The following is a 23801-nucleotide window of genomic DNA, read 5'->3' as shown; positions in this document are numbered from 1 at the left end:
TCAACAGTCCGGTTTTTTGCTTTATAGCGTTGGGCCGCGCGCGGGTGAACGATCCAGCAACTCGACGCTGCCGTCTTCGTTCTGCTGCTCCAGAATCACATCAAAGCCCCACAAACGATGCACATGCTTCAACACTTCTTTGCGGCTCTTATCGAGCGGCGCACGCTGTTGCGGCACATAACGCAACGTCAGTGAGCGGTCGCCACGTAAATCCACGTTGTAGACCTGAATGTTCGGTTCCAGATTGCTCAGATTGTACTGCGCCGACAACTGCTGACGAATGGCGCGATAACCCGCTTCATCATGGATCGCTGCAATTTCGAGGAAATTGTTGCGGTCATCATCCATTACCGTGAACAGACGGAAATCACGCATCACTTTCGGTGACAGGAACTGGCTGATAAAGCTCTCATCCTTAAACTCGCGCATGGCAAAATGCATGGTTTTCAGCCAGTCCGAACCAGCAATGTCCGGGAACCAGTAGCGGTCTTCTTCAGTTGGCGTCTGACAGATACGCTTGATGTCCTGGAACATCGCGAAGCCCAGCGCATACGGGTTGATGCCGTTATACCACTGGCTGTTATACGGCGGCTGATACACCACGTTGGTGTGGCTGTGCAGGAACTCCATCATAAAGCGTTCCGACACTTTGCCTTCGTCATACAGATGATTAAGGATGGTGTAGTGCCAGAACGTGGCCCAGCCTTCATTCATTACCTGCGTCTGTTTCTGCGGATAAAAATACTGGCTGACCTTGCGCACAATGCGCAGTACTTCACGTTGCCAGGATTCCAGCAGCGGCGCATTTTTTTCCATGAAATAGAGCAGGTTTTCCTGCGGTTCAGAAGGGTAGCGGGATGCCTCAACGTGCACCGACTCCTTCTCTTTACGCGGTAGCGTACGCCACAGCGTGTTTACCTGACTCTGCAAATACTCTTCACGGCTCTGCTGGCGAGCTTTCTCTTCCTGCAGCGAAATTTTCTGCGGACGTTTGTAGCGATCCACGCCGTAGTTCATCAGCGCATGACAGGAATCGAGCAGCCGCTCAACTTCCTCCACGCCATAGCGCTCTTCGCAGTCGGTAATGTAATTTCTGGCGAACAACAGGTAATCCACGATGGAACTGGCATCGGTCCAGCTGCGGAACAGATAGTTATTTTTGAAGAAAGAGTTGTGACCGTAACAAGCATGCGCCATCACCAGCGCCTGCATGGTCATGGTGTTCTCTTCCATCAGATAGGCGATACACGGATTGGAGTTGATGACGATCTCATACGCCAGACCTTGCTGACCGTGCTTGTAGCGCTGTTCTGTTTCGATGAATTTCTTGCCGAACGACCAGTGTGCATAGTTGATCGGCATACCTACGCTGGAGTAGGCATCCATCATCTGTTCGGAGGTGATCACTTCAATTTGGTGCGGATAGGTTTCCAGTCCGTAACTTTTGGCTACGCGGTCAATTTCCGCCAGATAATCATCCAGCAGTTCGAAAGTCCAGTCGGGACCATCACTGAGTCGTTTACTGTTGCGGGTTGGCTCGTCAAAGATTGTCGTCATAGCGCACCTCTGTTTTGCAAGCGGCAGGAATTACCTGTCACGATCGTTTAAGGCCTCATCCTGAGTAAAGATGGCCCAATAAAACTGAGCGAACACTTCAATGATAGTCCACTGTCGCCTATCCGAAACTGAATCTCAATCGAATTCTTTTGGCAGAAAATCATTCAAAAAGCGTTAGTTAAGCCGATACTGATGACAAGTGTTGGTTTTGTTTTATTTGGCAGAATAATGCTCTGTTTATAAGTGGATTGTATGACTGCGGCGCTTTCTCCTGAAAAAAGTCAAAACCGCTGCCATCCGCATAATAAATTGCTGATTAAGGGATTTAAGGCATAAAAAATCCTGATTTTGCCGCTGTTGCATGATTTCAGTGTGCAGTGAGGTAAAAAACATGTGAAATAAGTCGGTCGAATGTAAGATTTAAGTGGCGGTCGGGTTATGCTGTATTGGGCTTGGTTAATAGTTAATTATTCTTTTGCTGCGACGAGGGGCTTATGCGCGTAGTGATTCTGGGTAGTGGTGTCGTTGGGGTAGCGAGCGCATGGTATCTGGCGCAGGCCGGACATGAGGTTACGGTCATCGATCGTCAACCTGCCGCCGCGCTGGAAACCAGCGCCGGTAATGCAGGGCAGATCTCTCCGGGCTATGCCGCGCCTTGGGCGGCGCCGGGCGTTCCGCTGAAAGCGGTCAAATGGATGTTCCAGCGTCACGCGCCGCTGGCGGTTCGTCTCGATGGCAGTAAGTTCCAGCTGGAATGGATGTGGAATATGCTGCGTAACTGCGACATGCAGCACTATCAAGAGAATAAAAGCCGCATGGTGCGTATCGCGGAGTACAGCCGCGACTGCCTGAAAACACTGCGCGCCAGCACCGGCATCGCCTATGAAGGTCGTCAGGGCGGCACGCTGCAGCTGTTCCGTACGCAGCAACAGTTCGAAAGCGCCAGCAAAGATATCGCCGTGCTGCGTGATGCGGGCGTTCCCTATGAATTACTGGAAGCGCATCAGCTGAAAAATGTCGAACCCGCGCTGGCGGCGACGGCGCATAAACTCACCGGCGGTTTGCGTCTCCCTAACGATGAAACCGGCGACTGCCAACTGTTTACTCAGCGCCTGGCCGAAATGGCTGCGGCGGCGGGCGTGACCTTCCGCTACAACACGTCGGTTGATCAGTTGCTGCGCGAGGGCAATCGTATTTATGGCGTGAAGTGTGGCGATGAGGTGATTAAAGCCGATGCTTACGTGGTGGCGTTCGGTTCCTATTCCACCGCGCTGCTGAAAGACATCCTCGCCATCCCGGTTTATCCGCTGAAGGGTTATTCGCTGACCATCCCGATCAAAAACGCTGACGCTGCACCGGTTTCCACCATCCTCGACGAAACCTACAAAGTGGCGGTGACGCGCTTTGACGATCGCATTCGCGTGGGCGGCATGGCAGAAATTGTTGGTTTTAACACCAAACTGTTGCCGGCACGACGCGAAACGCTGGAGATGGTGGTCCGCGATCTCTATCCTGAAGGCGGGTTTGTCGAACAGGCCACGTTCTGGACCGGATTGCGTCCAATGACGCCAGACGGTACGCCGATTGTCGGGCGCACGCCGCTCTCCAATCTCTATCTCAATACCGGACACGGTACGCTGGGATGGACGATGGCTTGTGGTTCCGGTCAGCTTTTGGCTGATTTAATTTCCGGTCAGAAACCGGCGATTGCCGCAGATGATTTGTCAGTGCTGCGCTACCTGCCAGGTTTTGAGCCACATTCTTCGCCGCTGCGTAACGCCAGCGCGGCGCGCTGAGACCTCAGGGAGAGTAGAAGCATGTCACGTCCAACCGGTGCCACCATCAATCAACAGGCACTGCGTCATAATCTGGCTGTCGTACGCCAGGCGGCACCGCAATCACGCGTCTGGTCGGTGGTGAAAGCCAATGCGTATGGTCACGGTGTGGCCCGCGTGTGGCAAAGTCTGGCCGAAACCGACGGCTTTGCGCTGCTGAATATGGAAGAGGCGATCTTACTGCGGGAGCAGGGCTGGAAAAAGCCGATCCTGCTGCTGGAAGGCTTCTTCCATGCCGATGATTTAGCGCTGATCGATCGCTATCGCCTCACCACCAGCGTACACAGCAACTGGCAAATTCAGGCGCTAGCCAAAGCGCAGCTGTCGGCGCCGGTCGATGTTTACCTCAAAATCAACAGCGGCATGAATCGACTTGGTTTCCGTCCTGAGCAGGCTCATGCGGCGTGGCAGAAACTGCGTGCTTTGCCGAACGTCGGTGAAATGACGTTAATGGCGCACTTTGCCGATGCAGAGAATCCGCAAGGATTAGTTGAGCCGATGAAGTGCGTTGAACGGGCGGCGGAAGGGCTCGGATGCCCGCGTTCCTTGTCTAACTCAGCGGCTACGCTATGGCATCCTGAAGCGCATTTTGATTGGGTGCGTCCCGGCATTATTCTCTACGGTGCGTCACCGAGCGGTGACTGGCAGGATATCGCCAGCACCGGATTGCAACCGGTGATGACGCTCAACAGCGAAATCATTGGCGTGCAGCAGCTGAACGCCGGTGAAGGCGTGGGTTACGGTTATCGCTATCACGCCAGCGGCGCGCAGCGTATCGGTATTGTCGCCTGCGGTTACGCCGATGGTTATCCGCGACATGCGCCAACCGGCACGCCAGTCAGCGTGGATGGCATCCGCACGCAAACGCTCGGCGCCATTTCTATGGACATGATGATGATCGATTTGGAACCTTGCCCGCAGGCCGGCATTGGTTCGAAGGTTGAGCTGTGGGGCAATCAGGTGAAGATCGATGAGGTGGCAAAAGCCGCCGGAACGGTGGGCTACGAGCTGATGTGCGCGCTCGCGCCACGCGTTCCGGTTGAGGTTATTTAAGCGCGGTCACGCGACCGTGCATTTTCTTGCTGCAGCGCCAGGCGGTCATAGCCAGCGCTGCACCCAGCAGCATCATCAGTGCCAGTGACGATTTTTCCGCAACCGGCAATGCCACGATTGCCATGCTGCCGCCCGCACCACACGCCATCTGAATAAATCCTTGCAGTGCTGAGGCCACGCCCGCTTGCTGCTGATACGGCTCCAACGCGTAGCTGGTGGCAGGACCGACCGTGAACGCCAGGCCAGCCACGGAAACCGCCACGGGAATCATGTACAGCGACCAATGGTTTTGCCACGCTGCCGGTAATAGCGTGGTGCCCATCATTAACAGAATCGCGCCGATCAACATGGTGGCGAAACCCATCGCCAGACAGAATGGACGTCCCGCTTTGCGAATGGTTTTGTTCACGAAAGCGCTAACCAGCATGATCCAAAAACCATTGGCGCCAAAGGCAAAGGAGAATTGTAGCGGCGTCAGGCCGCCTTCGGTCATCAGCACGTGTGGTGCCAGCGACACATAGGTCAGCACCATGCCTAGCGCGCCGGCATTGGCAAAAGCAAAGGCAAGGAAGCGCGGTTCACGGGCGATGGCAGCGTACTGCGCCAGCGGTAAACCTTTAACGCGCAACGTGTCTGCGGGACGCGTTTCCGGCAGCCACAGCATCACGATCAAGCCGATTACCACCGCATAGCCACACAGGAACCAGAACGGCATACGCCAGCCGTAGGCTTCAGCCAGAATCCCACCAAGCAGCGGTGCCAGCGCAGGTACGATATTCAGCGCACCATTGAGAAAGCCGTAAGCGCGTGCGGCATCTTCGCCACTGAGACGATCGCGCACGCCACTGAATGCCACCACCGCAGTGCAGCACACGGCGCATCCCTGAATGATGCGCGCAAGGAAGAACACCGGCCACAACGTGCTGGTGGCGGCTATTGCGCTGCCAAGGATGTAAAGCGCCAGACCAATCAAGGCGATCGGCTTGCGACCAAAATTATCCACCAGCGGACCGGTAATCAGTTGGCCGATGCCCATCACCAATAAAAACAGGGGAATTGTGATTTGGATAAGGCTCACCGGGCTATTAAGACCTTCGGCGATTTGCGGCAATGTAGGGAGGTAAAGATCAATGCCCAGTGGGGCCAGCAGCACCAGGCTAAGAAGTATTAAGGTGAATTTTTGCATTACGAACCGGACGACCTGTTAAACAATCCGGAAGGGTAATGACTCTTTGGGGAAAAAGAAAGGGATAAAAAAAGCGATGCCTGCCGAAGTGCACAGGCATCGCCTCGAGGGTATTAGTAAGCGCCGTCGCGACGGACCACTACGCCAGCGGTTTTGAACAGAATCGCAATGTCAGTCCACAATGCCCAGTTTTTCACGTACCAGGAATCGAAGTAAACGCGCGTATCGTAGTCGATGTCGTTACGGCCGCTGACCTGCCACAAGCCGGTCATGCCCGGTTTCGCCATCAGGTAGTAATCCACATCACCGGCATAACGCTCCAGTTCCGCTTCAATCACCGGACGCGGACCGACCAGACTCATTTCGCCGCGAATCACGTTCCACAACTGTGGCAGCTCATCAAGGCTGGTTTTGCGCAGGAAGTTCCCAATTTTAGTCACGCGCGGATCGTTTTTCAGTTTGAAATCACGGTCCCATTCAGCACGCGCTTCCTCGCTGGTCGCCAGCAGATTTTGCAGCACTTCCTGCGAGTTGGTTACCATCGAGCGGAACTTCAGGCACTTAAACTTCACGCCATCTTGTCCAACGCGTTCATGGCCATAAATCGCATTGCCGCCGTCACGTTTCACCATCGCACACAGCAGACCGAATACCGGACCGAGGAACAGCAGCAGCATGGATGCCACCACAATATCGAAGGTGCGTTTCAGGAAGCGTGAAGAGCGTTTTGCCAGGTTGTTGCTGACACGTAAGATCATCACTTCATGGCTGAAGATGAATGACATGTCGGTGCCATACAGCGGCACGCCGCGCAGCGTTGGGATCACGGAAATCGAACGGCACTTCATTTTGGACAGGAACTTCAGCCATTTATCGCGCACCACTTGCTGCTCAAATTCGGTGGCGACGATAAATTGCGTGTTGTCACGGTCCATGGTTTGCCAGTTGATGTCTTTCCAGGTGATAACCGGAACGCCATTCACTTTTTCGTGCTGCTGGTCATCATCCAGTGAGATGAACGCCTGCACGTTGTAACCCAGGATCTCCTCGCTCTGCAGCGCCGCATAGGCTTCCATGGCGTTTTTACCGGAACCAATAATGATGGTTTCCTTCTGCCACTGACCTGCACGATTGATCGCGCGTTTTACCACGGCACGCATCAGCGGCAGCAGCAGCAGGGCGTAAGTCCAGCTGAACACCCAAACCATGCGCGAGAAGTCCCATTTTGAAAAGGCAATCAGCGCCAGATCAAGCAGCGAGAAGACGAACAGGGTTTTAATCACTTCTTTCAATTCAAACCAAAACGGTTTGCGATAGGTGTAGTGACGCATACGCACCCAGAACCAGGCGTTGCAAAGAATAGAAAGGCTAAATTGGGCAATAAATCGGTATTCAATCTGCTGAGGCGGAATAAACGTATCCAGTTCGCCCCAAATACCTTGAACGGTGGCGGCAGATAAAAACAATGCCAGATTTAACGCAATTAAATCCGAGAAACTAAGTGCGACTTTTGCGATGAGGTTTTTGCGCAATCCGCTCCACGAGCGGGTTGCATCATTCATTATCAAAGTACTTGCCATAAAACCTGCTCTCTTTTCTTAAGTAAAAGATGGCCTGACCAGAATCAAGTACGCGCTCAGGAGTGATCCGCTGAAAAGCAGAAAGAATAATTCTTTCAGCGATTTATAAGTCTGTGCTGCCATAAGCGCTGCAAGGAAAGGACCGTTTGAGACGTGATGCACGTCACGAAAAGCTGCAGCAACGTTTAAGAGTATGCAGGAGTTATTTGACAGAGTTAATATGGAAATAGTCTGAAAAGGAAAAAAATGACTAAAGAAATAATTGGCTATCTACTTGAAAACTATCGTTAAAAGTTAATATATCGCGGATATAACGCTTCATTTTAAGACAACTTTTCGGAATGACCGCCATTTCCATCAATGGCGGCGCCAGCCAGTCAGGCAGGTTTTTTCAGTACCCAAAGATCCTGCTGCTTGTCGTAGTGTCCGATTTGCAGATCGACAGCCTCTTCATCAATCCATGCCGGTACACTGGTATCCACATCCCAGCCGTCGAGTTGGTCACTCAGGCCGGGATTGGTATGGCAGGGAATACTCACAGTATCGCCATTGTCAGTATTGAACTCTGCATCAACAATTTCATAACGACCAATCTTCACCACGTGTCCCATTATATTCTCCCGTATTAACTGGGTTGATTAGTGAGCATAGTCGTTCACACGCAGTTTACGAGTGATAATGGCCTCGGATTATTCCTTGTCTTCCATTACACGTACGCCGATTTTCACGATTTGATTGTCTTCTTTTTCTGCCACCGTCCAGGTTAACTGGTTCCATTCCACCTGATCGCCAACCACCGGCGTACTGCCCAGCAAACTCATCACCAGCTGTCCTAGCGACTGCTGATCGTTGGTTTGTTCATCCAACTCCAGCCCGTAAATTTGCGCCACATCTTTCAAACGTGCCTCGGCATCGAGGATAAAGTCGCCGAAGAAGCGTTGATCCAGCGAGACGGGCGGCGATTGGCTGAACATTTTACCCAATGCGGGGAGATCGCGTTCCCGGCCAATCACACACAGCACATCGCCTTCCTTCAGACGCGTGTTGCCGTTGGGATGCATCAACACGTTGTCACGGAATAGAGCGGCGATGCGGGTTTCACGTGGCATCTGCAAATCACGCAGTGCCGCGCCGACGCACCACTTGTCTGCGCCCAACTGGTAAATGAATTGCTCCCACGGATTCTCCGGATGGATGTCCAGTCCAACCCGGCTAATCGGCGAGGCGGTTGGCGGCACCACTACTTTGGCGCGTTTGGCGGCATAGCCCAGCGACGTACCTTGCAGCATCAGCGATACCAGCACCACAAAGAAGGCGATGTTGAAGTAGAGTTTGGCGTTTTCCAGTCCGGCCATCATCGGGAACACTGCGAGAATGATTGGCACCGCGCCTCGCAAGCCCACCCAACTGATAAAGATACGTTCGCGTCCGGTGAAGCCCTTGAAAGGCAACAGGCCAACCAGAATCGATAGTGGGCGCGCGACCAGAATCAACCACAGTGACAGAATCATCGCCGGCACCGCGATGTGCCATAAATCGGACGGCGTCACCAGCAAACCCAGCACAATAAACATGCCGATTTGGCTCAGCCATGCCATGCCGTCAAAGGTTTGCAAAATACCGTGGCGGTTGCGAATCGGGCTGTTGCCCAGCAGGAAGCCGCACAGATATACCGCCAGAATGCCGCTGCCTTCCATAACCGTGGTCAGCGCAAACACGATGATGCCGCCGCTCACCGCCAGCAGCGGATATAAACCCTGCGCGAGATTGATGCGGTTTATCAACTGCTGCAGCGCCCAGCCGCCGCCAAGGCCTAATACGATGCCAAGACCAAACTGCTGCACCAGATGCACTACGAACATCCAGCTCAGGCCGGACTGGCCTTGCTGGATCATTTCGATCAGCGTGATGGTGAGAAACACCGCCATCGGGTCGTTGCTGCCAGATTCAATCTCCAGCGTGGAGCTGACACGTTCGTTGAGGCCTTTATCACCCAGCAGTGAAAATACTGCGGCGGCATCGGTGGAACCGATAATCGCGCCAATCAGGAAGCCCTGCATCAGGTCGAGTTTAAACAACCAGGCAGCGGCTACGCCGGTTAAACCTGCGGTGATCATCACGCCGACGGTCGCCAGCGATAGCGCCGGGCCGAGCGCCACTTTTAGCGAGGTCGCTTTGGTGCGCATACCGCCATCGAGCAAGATGATGGCTAAAGCCAGGTTTGAGACCAGATAGGCAACCGGATAGTTATCAAACGCGATGCCACCAATGCCATCAATGCCGGCCAACATGCCGAGCGCGAGGAAGATCACCAGAATCGGAATGCCAAGGCGCGAGGAAAAGGAACTGAGTAAAATACTTGCTGCTACCAGCACGGACCCAATAATAAACACACTGTAAATCATGCTGGTATTCAACGGCGTTCTCCTGCGGCGGGGCAAAAAAGACAAACTGCGGGGGATTCACACAGACAAGGTGAAAAGATAATGCCTTATCAATAGCTTGTCAGCGCTTAATTGCACATTTTTTCATTCTGTGGGGGCATATCCCATATACAGCTAAATTTGTATGAAAAAACAACAAGAAATGGCGGGAAGTGAGCGGGGCTGCTGCAAAGAAAAAGCCGGTCAGTGACCGGCTTATAGACTTAGGCTTCTGCAGCCTGCTTGTGGAAAAGTTCTCTAAATACTGGATAGATGTCTTCTGGCTCGCGAATATGTTGGATTGCGAAGTTATCAAACATCGCTTGCAGATGTTCGTACTCGCGCCATAAGGTCTGGTGCGCGCGGCGCGTGATTTCGATGTAGCTGTAATAACGCACAACCGGCAGAATATGCTTGGCTAAGATCTCGTGGCAGAGCGGTGAATCATCGGCCCAGTTGTCACCATCCGACGCTTGCGCCGCATAGATGTTCCACTGTGACGGGTCATAACGCTCTTTAACCACTTCATCCATCAACTTCAATGCACTGGATACAATGGTGCCGCCGGTTTCCTGCGAGTAGAAGAACTCCTGTTCGTCGACCTCTTTCGCCTGAGTGTGATGACGAATGTAAACCACGTCGACGTTCTTATAAGTACGGCTCAGGAACAGATACAGCAGAATATAGAAACGCTTCGCCATATCTTTGGTGGCCTGATCCATCGAACCTGATACGTCCATCAGGCAGAACATCACGGCCTGGCTGGAGGGTTCTGGCCGCTTCTCGAAGTTTTTGTAGCGCAGATCAAATGTATCGATAAACGGCACGCGATCGATGCGCGCGCGCAGCTCGGCGATCTCTTTCCGTAAACGCTCCTCTTCCAGTAACTGCGCTGGTTCGCTGTTTTCCACTTCGGTTAACGTGGCTTCCAGTTCGTTTAGCATGCGGCGTTTACCTGCCGTCATCGCCGTACGACGCGCCAATGAGTTTTGTAGCGAACGCACCACGCTGATGTTGGCCGGCGTACCATTTGAGGTGTAGCCCGCGCGATGGGTTTTGTACTCGTTTAACTGACGATGCTGATTCTTACGCAGGTTCGGCAACGCCAAATCTTCGAACAGCAAATCGAGATATTCATCTTTAGATATTTGGAAGACGAATTCATCCTGGCCTTCACCGTCCTGACTGGCGTTGCCCTGGCCGCTACCACCGCTGCCGCCGCCACCTTGCGGGCGTTCAATGCGATCGTTTTGCACGAAATGGTCGTTCCCAGGATGAACGCGATGGCGACTGCCGCCACGGCCCTGATGGAAACTCGGCTCATTGATATCGTCAATTGGAATCGAGACCGATTCGCCGCTCTCGACATCGGTCACCGAACGCTTATTGATGGCCTCGGAGATCGATTGCTTGATTTGCGACTTATAACGGCGCAGAAAGCGCTGCCGATTGACGGCGCTTTTATTCTTACCGTTGAGACGCCGATCGATAAAATAGGCCATAAAAATCCCCCAAACTGCATTGCAAGCTTAGGCCGGGAAAACCCGGCCTCCTGTTACAGCACCGAAGCACCGCGACGCTTACAGATAACGATTATGAAGATTTACGCACGCGCAGATACCACTCGCACAGCAGACGAACTTGCTTGCGGGTATAGCCTTTTTCCATCATGCGATCGACAAAATCATCGTGTTTTTTCTGCTCGTCCGTTGAGGTTTTGGTATTGAACGAAATCACCGGCAGCAACTCTTCGGTGTTCGAGAACATTTTCTTCTCGATAACCGTGCGCAGTTTTTCGTAGCTGGTCCAGTTCGGATTGCGCCCACTATTCTGCGCGCGGGCACGCAGCACAAAGTTGACAATCTCGTTACGGAAATCTTTCGGGTTACTGATCCCGGCAGGTTTCTCGATCTTTTCCAGCTCGGCGTTCAGCGATTCGCGGTCAAACAGCTGTCCGGTGTCAGGATCGCGGTACTCTTGATCCTGGATCCAGAAATCAGCGTAGGTGACGTAACGATCAAAGATGTTCTGACCGTATTCAGAGTAGGACTCCAGATACGCGGTCTGAATCTCTTTCCCAATGAACTCGGCGTATTTCGGAATCAGGTAGCCTTTCAGGTGCTCCAGATACTTCTCGGCTTGATCCTGCGGGAACTGCTCGCGCTCAATTTGCTGCTCCAGTACGTAGAACAGGTGCACCGGGTTGGCCGCCACTTCGGCATGGTCGAAGTTGAACACGCGCGACAGGATTTTAAACGCGAAGCGGGTAGAAAGGCCGTTCATGCCCTCATCTACGCCCGCGTAATCGTGATACTCCTGCCAGGATTTCGCTTTTGGATCGGTATCTTTCAGGCTCTCACCATCATAAACGCGCATTTTTGAGTAAATGCTGGAGTTTTCCGGCTCTTTCAAACGCGACAGAATGGAGAAGCGGGCCAGCGTTTCCAGCGTACCCGGCGCGCATGGCGCAGTGGTCAACTCACTGTGATCCAACAGTTTGTTGTAGATCTTGATCTCTTCGGAGACGCGTAAGCAGTAAGGCACTTTGACGATGTAAACACGGTCAAGGAACGCCTCATTGTTTTTGTTATTGCGGAAGGTGACCCATTCTGATTCGTTGGAGTGCGCCAGAATGATGCCGTTGAACGGCAGGGCAGAAATCCCTTCAGTACCGTTGTAGTTACCTTCCTGCGTGGCGGTCAGCAGCGGATGCAGCACTTTAATCGGTGCTTTAAACATCTCGACGAATTCCATCACGCCCTGGTTCGCGCGACACAGCGCACCTGAATAGCCATAAGCATCAGGATCGTTTTGCGCGTGATTTTCCAGTTTGCGGATATCGACTTTACCAACCAACGCAGAGATATCCTGGTTGTTCTCATCACCCGGTTCAGTTTTGGCAATCGCCACCTGCTCCAGAATCGACGGCCACACTTTCACCACTTTGAAACGGGTAATATCGCCGCCAAACTCGTGCAGACGTTTTGCCGCCCAAGGCGACATGATGGTGCCAAGGTAGCGCCGCGGCACGCCATACTCTTTTTCCAGAATATTGGCGTCTTCCTGCGGGTTAAACAGGCAGAGTGGATGATCGTTTACCGGGCTACGTTCGCCGTCGGCACTCAGCACATAAATCGGTACACGCTGCATTAGCGCTTTCAGGCGCTCCGCCAGCGAGGATTTACCGCCGCCCACCGGGCCCAGTAAGTAAAGGATCTGTTTCTTCTCTTCCAAACCCTGCGCGGCGTGTTTCAGATAGGAGACGATTTGCTCAATCGCTTCCTCCATACCGTAAAACTCTTCGAAGGCAGGGTAGCGTCCCATGACGCGGTTGGAGAAGATGCGGGAAAGGCGTGGCTCTTGCGCAGTGTCAACCATCACCGGCTCACCGATGGCCATTAATAGTCGCTCTGCAGCGTTGGCGTATGCACTGCGATCCTGTTTACAGATGGCGAGGAATTCCTGCAATGAGAACTCTTCATCCTTGGCAGCTTCATAACGCTGACGATAGTGATCGAATATATTCATAGCGATGCCCGTCCTTTCGTTTTTAGCACAGGTAAAGGAGCGTAATAAAAGTTTGTAGCAGCTCCCGGAAGATATTCTTTATTGAGTACAGCAACCCTTATGCCAACCTGACGTTTTTTAATCGGGGTACACAATTCTTATGGTTACTCTGCTCGTACAAAAAAGTCTCGTCTTACATTTAACTGTAGAAGGCATTCAGAAAACCTGCAGCCACTTTTCTCCTTATTCAGCGATATATCAATAACAAAGTCTCATAAGCACCGAGGCAATCAACCTAAGCAGCGAGAGCGTTGCAGCCACTCAGATTATTTCCCTGTGCTGGTTAGAGAGCATCATTAAACGTTAACCGATAGCAAAAATTTGGTTAGACTCTGCGTGTGATTGTTATATTAATGGACTGATTAAATTGTGAACCAATTCAAACTTAAAGCGCTTGCTCTGGCTGTTCCTTGTTATTTTGCGGCGTTCGGCACTCATGCAGAACCCTTATCTCTCGGCGCTTCGGTCATTTACGCGCAGTCACCTTATCGGGGCGGGCAAGACCGCTATCTGCCGATTCCGGTGATTAATTATGAAGGTGAAAACTTCTGGTTCCGCAGCCTGCAAGGCGGCTATTACCTGTGGAAAGACCCACAGAATCAGCTGTCGCTGACCGTGCTGGGATCGCCGCAGGAATACGATCCTAAAGACAACGATTTGGGTGATATGAAAGCGCTGGATAAGCGCCGAATGACGCTGATGGCCGGCGCCAACTATCGTCATGTGGCGGATTGGGGCATCGTGCGCACCACATTGCTGGGTGATGTGCTCAATAACAGCAACGGCATGATGTGGGATCTCACCTATTTATATCGCTTTAATTTCGGTGCTTTCAGCCTGACGCCGGGCATTGGTGCGCTGTGGAACAGCGCCAATCAGAACCGTTATTACTACGGTGTTTCCTCGCATGAAAGTGCGCGTACTGGCATCGCTGAGTACCATCCTGACGACAGCTGGTCACCGTATGTTGAGATGAACGCCAGCTACCAAATCAGCGAAAGCTGGAACGCCAGCTTGTCAGGTCGCTATACGCGCTTCGACAGCGAAATCAAAGATAGCCCGATGGTCAATAAGAGTGGGCAGTACACACTCTGGACCGGCATCAGTTACAGCTTCTGATGATGAAATAAGCGCCTCGTAATGAGGCGTTTTTCTTACATTGCACCAATCCCGAGCCCCAATTTAGCGCAACAGGAGGAGTAATGAAGACCATTCAATTTCACGGTGAATTAGCTTTACCCGCCATCGGCCAGGGAACCTGGTATATGGGCGAGAATCCAACGCTACGCAGCCAGGAAGTGGCGGCATTGCAGGCGGGCTTAGATCTCGGCCTCAAGGTTATCGATACCGCTGAGATGTATGCAGAAGGCGGCGCTGAACAGGTGGTCGGGGAAGCGTTACGCGGACGTCGCGATCAAGCCTGGCTGGTATCGAAGGTCTATCCATGGAATGCCGGTGAAGTTGACGCAATCGAGGCCTGCGAGCGCAGTCTTAAGCGTCTGCAAACCGATTACCTCGATCTTTATCTGTTGCACTGGCGGGGCAATGTGCCCTTAGAAGAAACCATCCGCGCGATGGAATCTTTGCAGCAGCAGGGCAAAATTCGCCATTGGGGCGTCTCTAACTTTGACCACGACGATATGCTGGAACTGTGGCATGAGCCTGGCGGCGAGGCGTGTTTAACTAATCAGGTGCTGTACCATTTAGCGTCGCGTGGGATCGAGTTCGATTTACTGCCGCAATGTCAGCAGCGTGAGATGCCCATTATGGCCTATTGTCCGTTGGCTCAGGCTGGGCGACTGCGACAGGCGCTGTTTGACGATCCGCATCTTCAACAGATTGCACAACAGAAGGGCATTAGCGTGGCGCAAGTGATGCTGGCTTGGGTGATACGTCAGCAGGGCATTTTAGCCATTCCAAAAGCCAGCAGCGTTGCACATGTGCAGCAAAACGCTGCGGCGCTTAGCATCAATCTGACGCTTGAAGAGCTGAGCATCATCGATCGGGCGTTTCCTGCGCCACTGACTAAAACTGCATTGGATGTGGTTTAGCGGCGCAACAGCGCCGCATCTTATTACTTTTTAACAATACGAATCGTGGTGCCCAAACGCGCAGGGGATTCGCCCGCGCTTTTTAACGGCTTGCTAATGCGCGCCGTTTCCACGCACACCATGGTTTTGTAGCCTTCATTTGGCATATCACCCATGCTGCACGACAATTCCGGACCCGGATTCCACGTGACAACGTCACTCTGGTAGTGGTGATAGACTTCGATCTGACGTTTGCCGGCTTTATCGTGAATCACGCTGCAGTCATCCGCCGCGGTGTGAATACGATCCACGCGATTAGGATAGGTTTGTTTGCCGTCTGATGCGCCAACCGCATTATCGTTAACCTTATCGATAAAGCTATTACCCAATCCGCTCACTTCGACCTGCGCGATATCTGCAATCTGGAAGTAGCTGTGCAACGCCGCCGTAGCTTCATAATCGCCATAGGCTTCCAGCTCAATTTCACAATGTTCAGCAATACGGAAACGAGCGAGCAGGGTGAAATCGTGTGGCCACAGCTTTTTGGTTTGTGCGTTGCTTCCCAGTGTGAAAGTCAGCAAGACCGCATCTTCGTTTTCGTCATGGGCGGTCAGCGTCCACGGCATGTTACGTGCAAAACCGTGTGCAGGTTCACCTGCCGGACCAAACCACGGCCAGCAGATAGGCACGCCGCCGCGAATTGCTTTGCCCGTGGTAAACGGCGTCTTTTCACTGAGCCAAATCACCGGCTGCTGGCCGCTAGGCTGCCACGAGAGCAGATGTGCGCCTTGCAGGGCAATCGCCGCACGTACTTTGGGATGGCTGATCACCACAATTGGCAAATCACCCAGTTGACGCTGTGACAGATAAGGGGTGATTTGATTCACTACCGGAAGGGTATAAAGCGTATCTTGCATGGTCAGACCTTCTCTTTATCCAGTCGAAAAAAAGGGGCGACCGAAGTCACCCCTTGTCTGTTTAGCCGGTTAGCTTACTTAGAAGCAACCAGAGCAATCAGATCCAGAACTTTGTGTGAGTAACCAGTTTCGTTATCGTACCAGGAAACCAGTTTCACGAAGTTGTCATTCAGAGCGATACCTGCTTTAGCATCGAACACTGAAGTCAGGGTTTCGCCGTTGAAGTCGGTAGAAACCACGTCGTCTTCGATGTAGCCCAGAACGCCTTTCATTTTGCCTTCTGACTCAGCTTTGATCACTGCACAAATTTCTTTGTAGGTCGCTGGTTTTTCCAGACGAACAGTCAGGTCAACAACAGACACGTTTGGAGTAGGAACACGGAACGCCATACCGGTCAGTTTGCCGTTCAGCTCTGGCAGAACAACGCCAACTGCTTTAGCTGCACCGGTAGAAGATGGGATGATGTTCTGCGCTGCGCCACGACCGCCGCGCCAGTCTTTGTGAGACGGGCCATCAACGGTTTTCTGGGTTGCGGTAGTTGCGTGCACGGTGGTCATCAGACCTTCAACGATACCGAAGTTGTCGTTGATAACTTTAGCCAGTGGAGCCAGGCAGTTAGTGGTGCAAGACGCGTTAGAAACGATGTCCTGGCCAGCATATTTGTCAAAGTTAGCGCCACGTACGAACATTGGGGTGCTGTCTTTAGAAGGACCAGTCAGAACCACTTTCTTCGCGCCAGCGGTGATGTGTTTACGTGCAGTTTCGTCGGTCAGGAAGATACCGGTCGCTTCAGCAACAACGTCAACACCCACTTCGTCCCACTTCAGGTTAGCCGGGTCTTTCTCAGCGGTAACACGGATTTTCTTACCGTTAACAATCAGTGCACCGTCTTTCACTTCTACAGTGCCGTCAAAACGACCGTGAGTAGAGTCATACTTCAGCATGTATGCCATGTAATCGGCGTCGAGCAGATCGTTGATCGCGACGATTTCGATGTCAGAACGCTGCTGCGCAGCACGGAAAACGATGCGACCGATACGGCCAAAACCGTTAATACCTACTTTGATAGTCATATATTCCACCAGCTATTTGTTAGTGAATAAAAGGTTGGCTGTAAAATTACAAAAACCTTACCAGGCGTCAAGCGGAATCGTGTCAATTGTTGCGACAGGTCAATTCCAACACCAGGAATAATTCGTTGCGCAATCGCTTACGCAGCACCCTTATTGCGCGCCTATGTTACGCCGAATGCGGGCTGAAAAGGGATGACTTTTGCAAAGGGTGATCGCCATCACAAAATCGTGCTGTGGAAGAGATGTCGGATGCGTTAGCACGAAAAAAGACCCGATAGATGTTGTACGTTTGTTAGAATACTAGTCGATTTTTTCAGAATGACACTCCGGAACTCAAAATGGCTAAAGACACCGCACCCGACGCAAAAATTGCGCAGCTTTCCGAAATGCAGCGCTATGTCACTCAGCATCGTGGAACGGAGCCCCCTTTCTCGGGCGCCTTGCTGCACAATAAGCAGGAAGGGATTTACTACTGCTTAGTTTGTAACTCGCCGCTGTTTCTCTCCGAAACCAAATATGATTCAGGCTGTGGCTGGCCAAGTTTCTATCAGCCTTTCAGTGACGAAGCTATCCGCTATCTGGAAGATGATTCACATGGCATGCATCGGGTTGAGATTCGTTGTGGCAACTGTGACGCGCATTTGGGGCATGTGTTCCCGGATGGCCCACAGCCAAGCGGCGAGCGCTATTGCGTGAACTCCGCTTCGCTAAACTTCACTGATGAGCAAGGCAATCAGCAAGAGGGCTAAGCATGAAACAGGAACTGGAAGCGATGCTGGAGGCGATGACGCCGGAAGTCTACGAACGACTCTCCACGGCAGTTGAAATCGGAAAATGGCCGGATGGCGTTGCGCTAACGCCGGAGCAGAAAGAGAATTGCCTGCAGCTGGTGATGTTGTGGCAGGCTCGCCACAATGACGATCCGCAGCATATGACCATCAGTAAAGGTGGCGATATGGTGATGAAATCGAAGAAACAGCTGAAAGAAGAGTTCGGCATTGAGCCCGATGTCACGCGCATCAACCTGCACTAAAAAGCCAAAGGGCTGGTTCTCACCAGCCCCTTATTTTCAGATTAATACCGCACCTTGTGCTGCCATCTGCTCGAACGCAATTTCACTGTCATCCGGATTCAGGTTCACGCCACGGCAGCCTTCTTTAACTACCTCGACGTTGTAACCTAACTCCAGCGCATCCAACACGCTGTATTTGACGCAGTAATCGGTTGCAATACCCAACATCACTAAATCGCTAATGCCGCGCTCGCGCAGCCAGCTGTCGAGTTCTGTCTTGCGGCGATGGCCGTTATCGAAGAAGGCGCTGTAGCTGTCCACCTCAACATCGCCGCCTTTGTGGAATACGGCATCAATCAGAGAGCGGTCGAGATCGGGATGGAAATCCGCCCCGACAGAGTTCTCAATACCATGATCCGGCCACCAGATTTGCGCTAAACCGTTTAATTCGCCCAGCGTGTAAACCGGCTCGCCGGAGATTGAGGCGAAGCTGCCGTGATTGGCTGGATGCCAGTCTTGCAATGCCACCACACATTCGCCCCGATCGTGAAACTCACGCGCAAATCGATTGGCAACAGCAACCGTTTGGTCACCATCACGCACCGCCATTGGGCCGCCGGGGCAAAAATCGTTCTGAATATCGATAATTATCAATGCCCGCTTCATTGGTTTCGCTCCGTATCAATCTTCGGTCAGTTCGCCGCGTAAATTCTGCTGCATTTTGGCACGAATTTCCGCGCTGGTAAGGTTCTGACTCAATAAAAAATGCAGTTTGGTTAATGTCGCTTCAACGGTGAGATCAAAACCGCTGATTACGCCCGCATGCTCCAGCGCATTGCCGGTGGCATAGCCGCCCATATTCACTTTACCGGACATACACTGCGTCAGATTCACCACCACAATGCCGCGATCGCTGGCCTGTTGCAGTTCTGACAGGAACTCGGCGTTTTGCGGCGCGTTGCCCACACCGTAGGAACGCAGGATCAAGGCTTTCACCGGCTGGCGCAGGAAGTTACCCACCACGTCGGCAGAGATCCCCGGATAAATCGTCACCACGCCAATCGGCTGCGGCGTAATCGGATGCACAATCAGCTCGCCATGACCTTGCGGTGCGGGCGGCGTATTCAACCGGCGGATATGAATGCCTGCTTCCAGCAATGGCGCCAGGTTGGGCGACGCGAAAGCATTAAAGCCGTCAGCATGTGCTTTAGTGGTGCGGTTGCCGCGGAACAGCGTGTTGTTGAAAAACAGGGCAACTTCGTTAATTGGATAATTGGCCGCCACGTACAGCGAGTTCAGCAAGTTTTGCTGACCATCAGAACGCAATTCTGCCAGGGGAATTTGCGAGCCGGTGACAATCACCGGCTTGGCGAGGTTCTCCAGCATAAAGGAGAGCGCCGAAGCGGTGAAGGCCATGGTGTCGGTACCATGCAAAATCACAAAGCCATCGTAGCGATCGTAGTTTTGCTTAATATCGTTCGCAATCGATTGCCAATCCTGCGGCGTCATATCCGAGGAATCCATCAGCGGCTGATATTCATGGATAGTAAAAGCTGGCATTTCAGGCCGATGGAATTCGGGCATGTTTGCCAGCTGCTGCTGCAGATGACCCGAGACCGGAATGTAGCCCTGCGCAGAGCGCTGCATCCCGATGGTGCCGCCGGTGTAGGCTACGTAGATATTTTTCTTTTGCATGAAGGAACTCAGACTTGCCGTAAAACGCGCAGTATAAGGGGATTGCGAACGAAAAGCAGCCCGACCAGCGGCCGGGCTGTAAAGATTAGCGTACGTTGCCGCAGTTCAGGCAGAAAGCGTAGCGATTTTGCGGATCGTTAAGGTTATTCAGTAAGCCAGGTTGCTGCTTCATTGCGCTCATCACGTCCAGCATTGGCGCAGGCAGCCAGACTTTCAGCGCTGCCGGCAGCACCGCCTGAACCGACGCATTCATCTGATTCAGCAGCAGATCGATCATGCCCGGATCATCCTGATACCAGCTCAACTCCGGCTTGGCGACTTTCGCCAGCTCAGCGGCTTTTGCCACGGCATCGTCAAAGTCACCCAACGCATCGACCAAACCATTGGCTTTTGCATCGCTACCGGTCCAGACGTGACCCTGCGCAATCGCATTGATTTCGTCTGGCGTTTTGTGACGCGAGGTTGCCACTAAACCAACGAAGTTACGATAGCCGTTCTCAATGGTCAGCTGCATCAGCTGCTGCACTTCGGTTGGCAGCGCTTTGGTGGTGGCGACGTCCGCCAGCGGCGATGTAGCCACACCGTCGGTATGCACACCTACCGAACTCAGGCTGTTTTCTACGGTGTTAATCACGCCAAAGATACCGATAGAGCCGGTCAGCGTGCTGGGGGCTGCCACAATGTAATCGGCAGGCGTTGAAATCCAGTAGCCGCCGGATGCTGCCATGCCGCCCATCGAAACCACCACCGGTTTACCTGCATCGTGAGCTGCCGCCAGTTCTTCACGAATCGCTTCAGACGCAGTGACGCTGCCGCCTGGGCTGTTGACACGCAATACAATGGCTTTAATTTTCGGATCCAGACGCGCATCGCGAATTTGCGACGCCGTGGTATCACCGCCGACGTTTCCGGCGCTCTCTTCGCCATCCATAATCGCACCGCTGGCGAGGATTACCGCAATATTGCCATCCTGACTCTGCGGCGGCTGTTTAACGGTGTAATCGTAGATACTGACGCTGCGGTAATCGTTATTTGCCTTGTCCCAGCCAAAGGTTTTCACCAGTTCCTGATCGGCGGACGCACGCGTATCCAGCACATCCACCAATTTATTGTTCAGTGCATATTTCGCTGTATCGCCTTGCACCGCTTGCAGGCCGCTAATGATGCCGGCTGCGCCAGGGAACAGCTGTTCTGGGGTGATCTGACGATTAGCCGCCACGGTATTCAGGTAATTCTGCCACAACTGGCCAATCCAGCGTCCGTCGGCGTCGCGCGCTTCCGGTGACATATCGTCACGCAGGAATGGCTCAACCGCAGATTTGTAAGTGCCTACGCGGAACACATGCGAGTTCACTTTCAACTTATCCAGTAAAGACTTGTAGTACAGACCATTGGTGGCGAAGCCGTGCAGATCAACCGTGCCCTGCGGTGAGAGATAGACCTTGTTGGCATAGCTGGCGATGTAGTATTGCGCCTGGCTGTAGCTGTCGCCGACCGCGTAAATAGGTTTGCCGGCGTCACGGAATTCGCGCAACGCTTTACCCACATATTGCAGCGAAGGTTGATCGCCACCAGCAAAGTCACGCAGCTCCAGCACGATGCCAGTGATGTTTTTATCGGTTTTGGCCTGGCGGATCGCATCAACGACGTCAAACAGGGAATTCTCCTGCAGGCGATCGCTGTTGGCGCCTAACAGTTGGCGGCTGATACGACTCAAACGATTGCTGACGGAAGGTTTATCGACCAGCACACCGCTCAGATCGATTTTCAGCGCGCCTTGCTGCACAGGTTCACTGCTATTGGAACTGGAAACCTGCAGCCAAATCCCTACGCCCGCCAGGATCAACACAATAAGAAATAAATTAAGAATAAATTCCCGAATAAAATTCAGTACCCGCCAGGTCCAGCGGAACAAGCCGGAAATAATTCGCCACAAAGTGCGCATAAACTCTCCATATTCACGTAGCAGGGCAGCCAGCACGCGGTCTGCCCCGATGTCGGGTTCATCCTAAAGAGCGGCGTGCGAAAAGTCAGCAGGAAATCGCGCCAGACTGTTACAAAAGATCGCGCTGTGCCAGGATTAGCCCACGCTTTTTATTCACGGGAGAAGAATAATGGATGCACTGGATTTATTAGTTAATCGCCGCTCGGCGTCACGTCTGGCAGAACCGGCTCCGGCGGGAGAAGCGTTGCAAAATATTCTGCACGCCGCGATGCGCGCACCCGATCACGGCACATTACAGCCCTGGCGTTTCATTATTGTCGAAAATGAAGGGCGCGAGCGTTTTGCTAACTTGCTGGAACAGGCCGCGCGTGACAGCAACCTTGAGCAGAAGGCGATCGACAAAGCAGCTTCCGCGCCTTTTCGCGCGCCGATGATCATCACCGTGGTGGCGCATTGTGAAGAGAACGCCAAAGTGCCGCATTGGGAACAGCTGGCGTCTGCAAGCTGTGCGGTGATGGCGATGCAAATGGCAGCCGTGGCGCAAGGTTTCAACGGCATCTGGCGTAGCGGACCCTGGACCGATCATCCGTCCGTGCGCGAAGCCTTTGGCTGCCGCGAGCAGGATGCGATTGTCGGTTTCCTCTATCTCGGCACGCCGCAGCTGAAAGCCAACACCACCGTGGTGGCGCCGGACACCGCGCAGTTTGTCAGTTATTTCTGACAGACAACGGCGGCCTTTTACGGCAGGTTAAGCGCCGTTGCAGAGATTGCACAAAGCCTGTGCGAAAGATCGAGGTTAGGTCGTGCAACACTTACTCCCAACTGACAGCCAGGCTAACATAGCGCCTTCTGTTCATCGCATAAGGAAGTCGCCATGAGTGAACCTCTTCGTTTGACGCAATACAGCCATGGTGCGGGTTGCGGGTGTAAAATTTCGCCGCAGGTTTTAGAAACCATTCTGCGCAGTGAGTTCAGCCCGTTTCACGATCCGCAACTGCTGGTGGGCAATGAAACGCGTGATGACGCCGCGGTATACGATATCGGGAACGGTACTGCGGTGGTAAGCACCACCGATTTCTTTATGCCGATCGTTGACGATCCTTTCACCTTTGGTCGTATCGCCGCCACTAACGCTATCAGCGATATTTATGCCATGGGCGGGAAACCGATCATGGCGATCGCTATTTTAGGCTGGCCGGTGAATGTTCTGAGTCCGGAAGTGGCGCAGCAGGTGGTCGAAGGCGGGCGTGCTGCTTGTCAGGCGGCAGGAATCGCCCTGGCGGGCGGGCACTCGATTGATGCGCCAGAGCCGATCTTTGGTCTGGCCGTGACCGGTATCGTCGATGTAGCGCGAGTGAAAAAGAACAGCGCGGCACAGGCTGGCTGTCAGCTCTTCCTCACCAAACCGTTAGGCATTGGCATTCTCACCACCGCCGAGAAAAAAGGCCTGCTGCGACCTGAACACCAGTCGCTGGCCGCCGATGTGATGTGCCAGCTGAATAATGCCGGTGCGGAATTCGCCAAACTGGCGGGCGTGAGCGCGATGACCGATGTCACCGGTTTTGGCTTACTTGGTCATTTGAGTGAAATCTGCCACGGTTCCGGATTACGTGCTGAAGTGATTGCGTCGCAGGTGCCGCGCCTGGCGGGCGTTGATGACTATATCGCTGCAGGCGCGGTGCCAGGCGGCACCAGCCGCAACTTCGCCAGTTATGGCGAGCAGGTTTCCCCGCTTGATGACGCCACCCGCGCGTTGCTGTGCGATCCACAAACCTCCGGCGGCTTGCTGGTGGCGGTTCAACCCAGCGCCATTGATGCGTTCCAGCGCTGTGCCTCTGCAGCTGGCGTACAAGCAACGTCGATTGGCGAACTGTTTGCCGCCGAAGCCGATCGTCCACTGATTACCGTAGTTACCTGACGTTAAGGAA

The 23801-nt window shown here is 53.1% G+C and carries 20 protein-coding genes; 8 read left to right on the top strand and 12 right to left on the bottom strand.

Annotated elements, in window-relative coordinates:
- Nucleotides 1-21: 21 nt before the first annotated feature.
- Nucleotides 22-1557, bottom strand: coding sequence for a SpoVR family protein (locus tag ACXIZX_RS10155; RefSeq protein WP_061718741.1), 1536 nt, complete (start codon nt 1555-1557; stop codon nt 22-24).
- Nucleotides 1558-2051: 494 nt separating this feature from the next.
- Here ACXIZX_RS10155 and ACXIZX_RS10150 point away from each other — a divergent pair, with 494 nt between their 5' ends.
- The gene (locus ACXIZX_RS10150) at nt 2052-3353 is read left to right on the top strand and encodes a D-amino acid dehydrogenase (protein WP_008110371.1); all 1302 of its coding nucleotides are present in this window, start codon (nt 2052-2054) and stop codon (nt 3351-3353) included.
- 21 nt (nt 3354-3374) lie between these two features.
- Nucleotides 3375-4445, top strand: coding sequence for a catabolic alanine racemase DadX (gene dadX / locus ACXIZX_RS10145; protein WP_154181699.1), 1071 nt, complete (start codon nt 3375-3377; stop codon nt 4443-4445).
- Here the strand turns inward: dadX and ACXIZX_RS10140 are convergent.
- The 6 genes from ACXIZX_RS10140 to yeaG all read right to left on the bottom strand — a co-directional run bounded on the left by ACXIZX_RS10140 (nt 4438) and on the right by yeaG (nt 13162).
- The gene (locus ACXIZX_RS10140) at nt 4438-5631 is read right to left on the bottom strand and encodes a multidrug effflux MFS transporter (RefSeq protein ID WP_479404092.1); all 1194 of its coding nucleotides are present in this window, start codon (nt 5629-5631) and stop codon (nt 4438-4440) included. The genes dadX and ACXIZX_RS10140 overlap by 8 nt on opposite strands.
- Before the next feature lie 113 nt (nt 5632-5744).
- Nucleotides 5745-7211 (bottom strand): undecaprenyl-phosphate galactose phosphotransferase WbaP, encoded by a 1467-nt coding sequence (gene wbaP, locus ACXIZX_RS10135; RefSeq protein ID WP_479404091.1) that lies wholly within the window; start codon nt 7209-7211, stop codon nt 5745-5747.
- A 377-nt stretch (nt 7212-7588) separates the two neighbouring features.
- Nucleotides 7589-7822 carry a DUF1480 family protein gene (locus ACXIZX_RS10130; protein ID WP_008110367.1) on the bottom strand — a complete coding sequence of 78 codons (234 nt, stop codon included), beginning with the start codon at nt 7820-7822 and terminating at the stop codon, nt 7589-7591.
- Between the two features lie 78 nt (nt 7823-7900).
- Entirely contained in the window at nt 7901-9628 is a 1728-nt protein-coding gene (locus ACXIZX_RS10125; RefSeq protein ID WP_479404090.1) for a potassium/proton antiporter, read from the bottom strand.
- A gap of 230 nt (nt 9629-9858) precedes the next feature.
- The gene (locus tag ACXIZX_RS10120; protein WP_258143421.1) at nt 9859-11136 is read right to left on the bottom strand and encodes a YeaH/YhbH family protein; all 1278 of its coding nucleotides are present in this window, start codon (nt 11134-11136) and stop codon (nt 9859-9861) included.
- Nucleotides 11137-11227: 91 nt separating this feature from the next.
- Complete coding sequence (gene yeaG, locus ACXIZX_RS10115; RefSeq protein ID WP_008110364.1) at nt 11228-13162, bottom strand: protein kinase YeaG; 1935 nt, start codon at nt 13160-13162, stop codon at nt 11228-11230.
- Between the two features lie 408 nt (nt 13163-13570).
- Between yeaG and ACXIZX_RS10110 the strand changes: the two genes are divergently transcribed.
- Nucleotides 13571-14320 carry a MipA/OmpV family protein gene (locus tag ACXIZX_RS10110; RefSeq protein ID WP_061723508.1) on the top strand — a complete coding sequence of 250 codons (750 nt, stop codon included), beginning with the start codon at nt 13571-13573 and terminating at the stop codon, nt 14318-14320.
- 83 nt (nt 14321-14403) lie between these two features.
- Nucleotides 14404-15252 (top strand): aldo/keto reductase, encoded by an 849-nt coding sequence (locus ACXIZX_RS10105; protein ID WP_479404089.1) that lies wholly within the window; start codon nt 14404-14406, stop codon nt 15250-15252.
- A 23-nt stretch (nt 15253-15275) separates the two neighbouring features.
- Here the strand turns inward: ACXIZX_RS10105 and ACXIZX_RS10100 are convergent, their stop codons facing one another.
- Both ACXIZX_RS10100 and gapA read right to left on the bottom strand, forming a co-directional pair.
- Nucleotides 15276-16148 carry a D-hexose-6-phosphate mutarotase gene (locus tag ACXIZX_RS10100; RefSeq protein WP_479404088.1) on the bottom strand — a complete coding sequence of 291 codons (873 nt, stop codon included), beginning with the start codon at nt 16146-16148 and terminating at the stop codon, nt 15276-15278.
- A 74-nt stretch (nt 16149-16222) separates the two neighbouring features.
- A complete protein-coding gene (gapA, locus tag ACXIZX_RS10095) occupies nt 16223-17221 on the bottom strand; it encodes a glyceraldehyde-3-phosphate dehydrogenase (RefSeq protein ID WP_007889697.1) in 999 nt (332 codons plus the stop codon).
- Nucleotides 17222-17559: 338 nt separating this feature from the next.
- Here gapA and msrB point away from each other — a divergent pair, with 338 nt between their 5' ends.
- Nucleotides 17560-17970, top strand: a complete 411-nt coding sequence (msrB, locus tag ACXIZX_RS10090; protein ID WP_479404087.1) for a peptide-methionine (R)-S-oxide reductase MsrB — start codon at nt 17560-17562, stop codon at nt 17968-17970.
- 2 nt (nt 17971-17972) lie between these two features.
- Nucleotides 17973-18254, top strand: coding sequence for a YeaC family protein (locus ACXIZX_RS10085; RefSeq protein ID WP_101764217.1), 282 nt, complete (start codon nt 17973-17975; stop codon nt 18252-18254).
- A gap of 36 nt (nt 18255-18290) precedes the next feature.
- On the opposite strand, the gene pncA is transcribed toward ACXIZX_RS10085, so the two are convergent.
- The 3 genes from pncA to sppA form a co-directional block, all read right to left on the bottom strand.
- Entirely contained in the window at nt 18291-18899 is a 609-nt protein-coding gene (gene pncA / locus ACXIZX_RS10080) for a bifunctional nicotinamidase/pyrazinamidase (protein WP_154156339.1), read from the bottom strand.
- A gap of 15 nt (nt 18900-18914) precedes the next feature.
- On the bottom strand, nt 18915-19928 hold the full coding sequence (ansA, locus tag ACXIZX_RS10075) for an asparaginase (protein ID WP_008110353.1): 1014 nt from the start codon (nt 19926-19928) through the stop codon (nt 18915-18917).
- An 85-nt stretch (nt 19929-20013) separates the two neighbouring features.
- A complete protein-coding gene (gene sppA / locus ACXIZX_RS10070; RefSeq protein ID WP_479404086.1) occupies nt 20014-21873 on the bottom strand; it encodes a signal peptide peptidase SppA in 1860 nt (619 codons plus the stop codon).
- A gap of 169 nt (nt 21874-22042) precedes the next feature.
- Between sppA and ACXIZX_RS10065 the strand changes: the two genes are divergently transcribed.
- Nucleotides 22043-22594 (top strand): NAD(P)H nitroreductase, encoded by a 552-nt coding sequence (locus ACXIZX_RS10065; RefSeq protein WP_479404085.1) that lies wholly within the window; start codon nt 22043-22045, stop codon nt 22592-22594.
- 153 nt (nt 22595-22747) lie between these two features.
- Nucleotides 22748-23791 (top strand): selenide, water dikinase SelD, encoded by a 1044-nt coding sequence (selD, locus tag ACXIZX_RS10060; protein WP_479404084.1) that lies wholly within the window; start codon nt 22748-22750, stop codon nt 23789-23791.
- Nucleotides 23792-23801: the final 10 nt, after the last annotated feature.

It is taken from the genome of Candidatus Pantoea symbiotica (assembly GCF_056491525.1).
The sequence above is the reverse complement of the archived record's forward strand: the minus strand, read 5'-3'. Positions and strand labels throughout refer to the sequence as shown.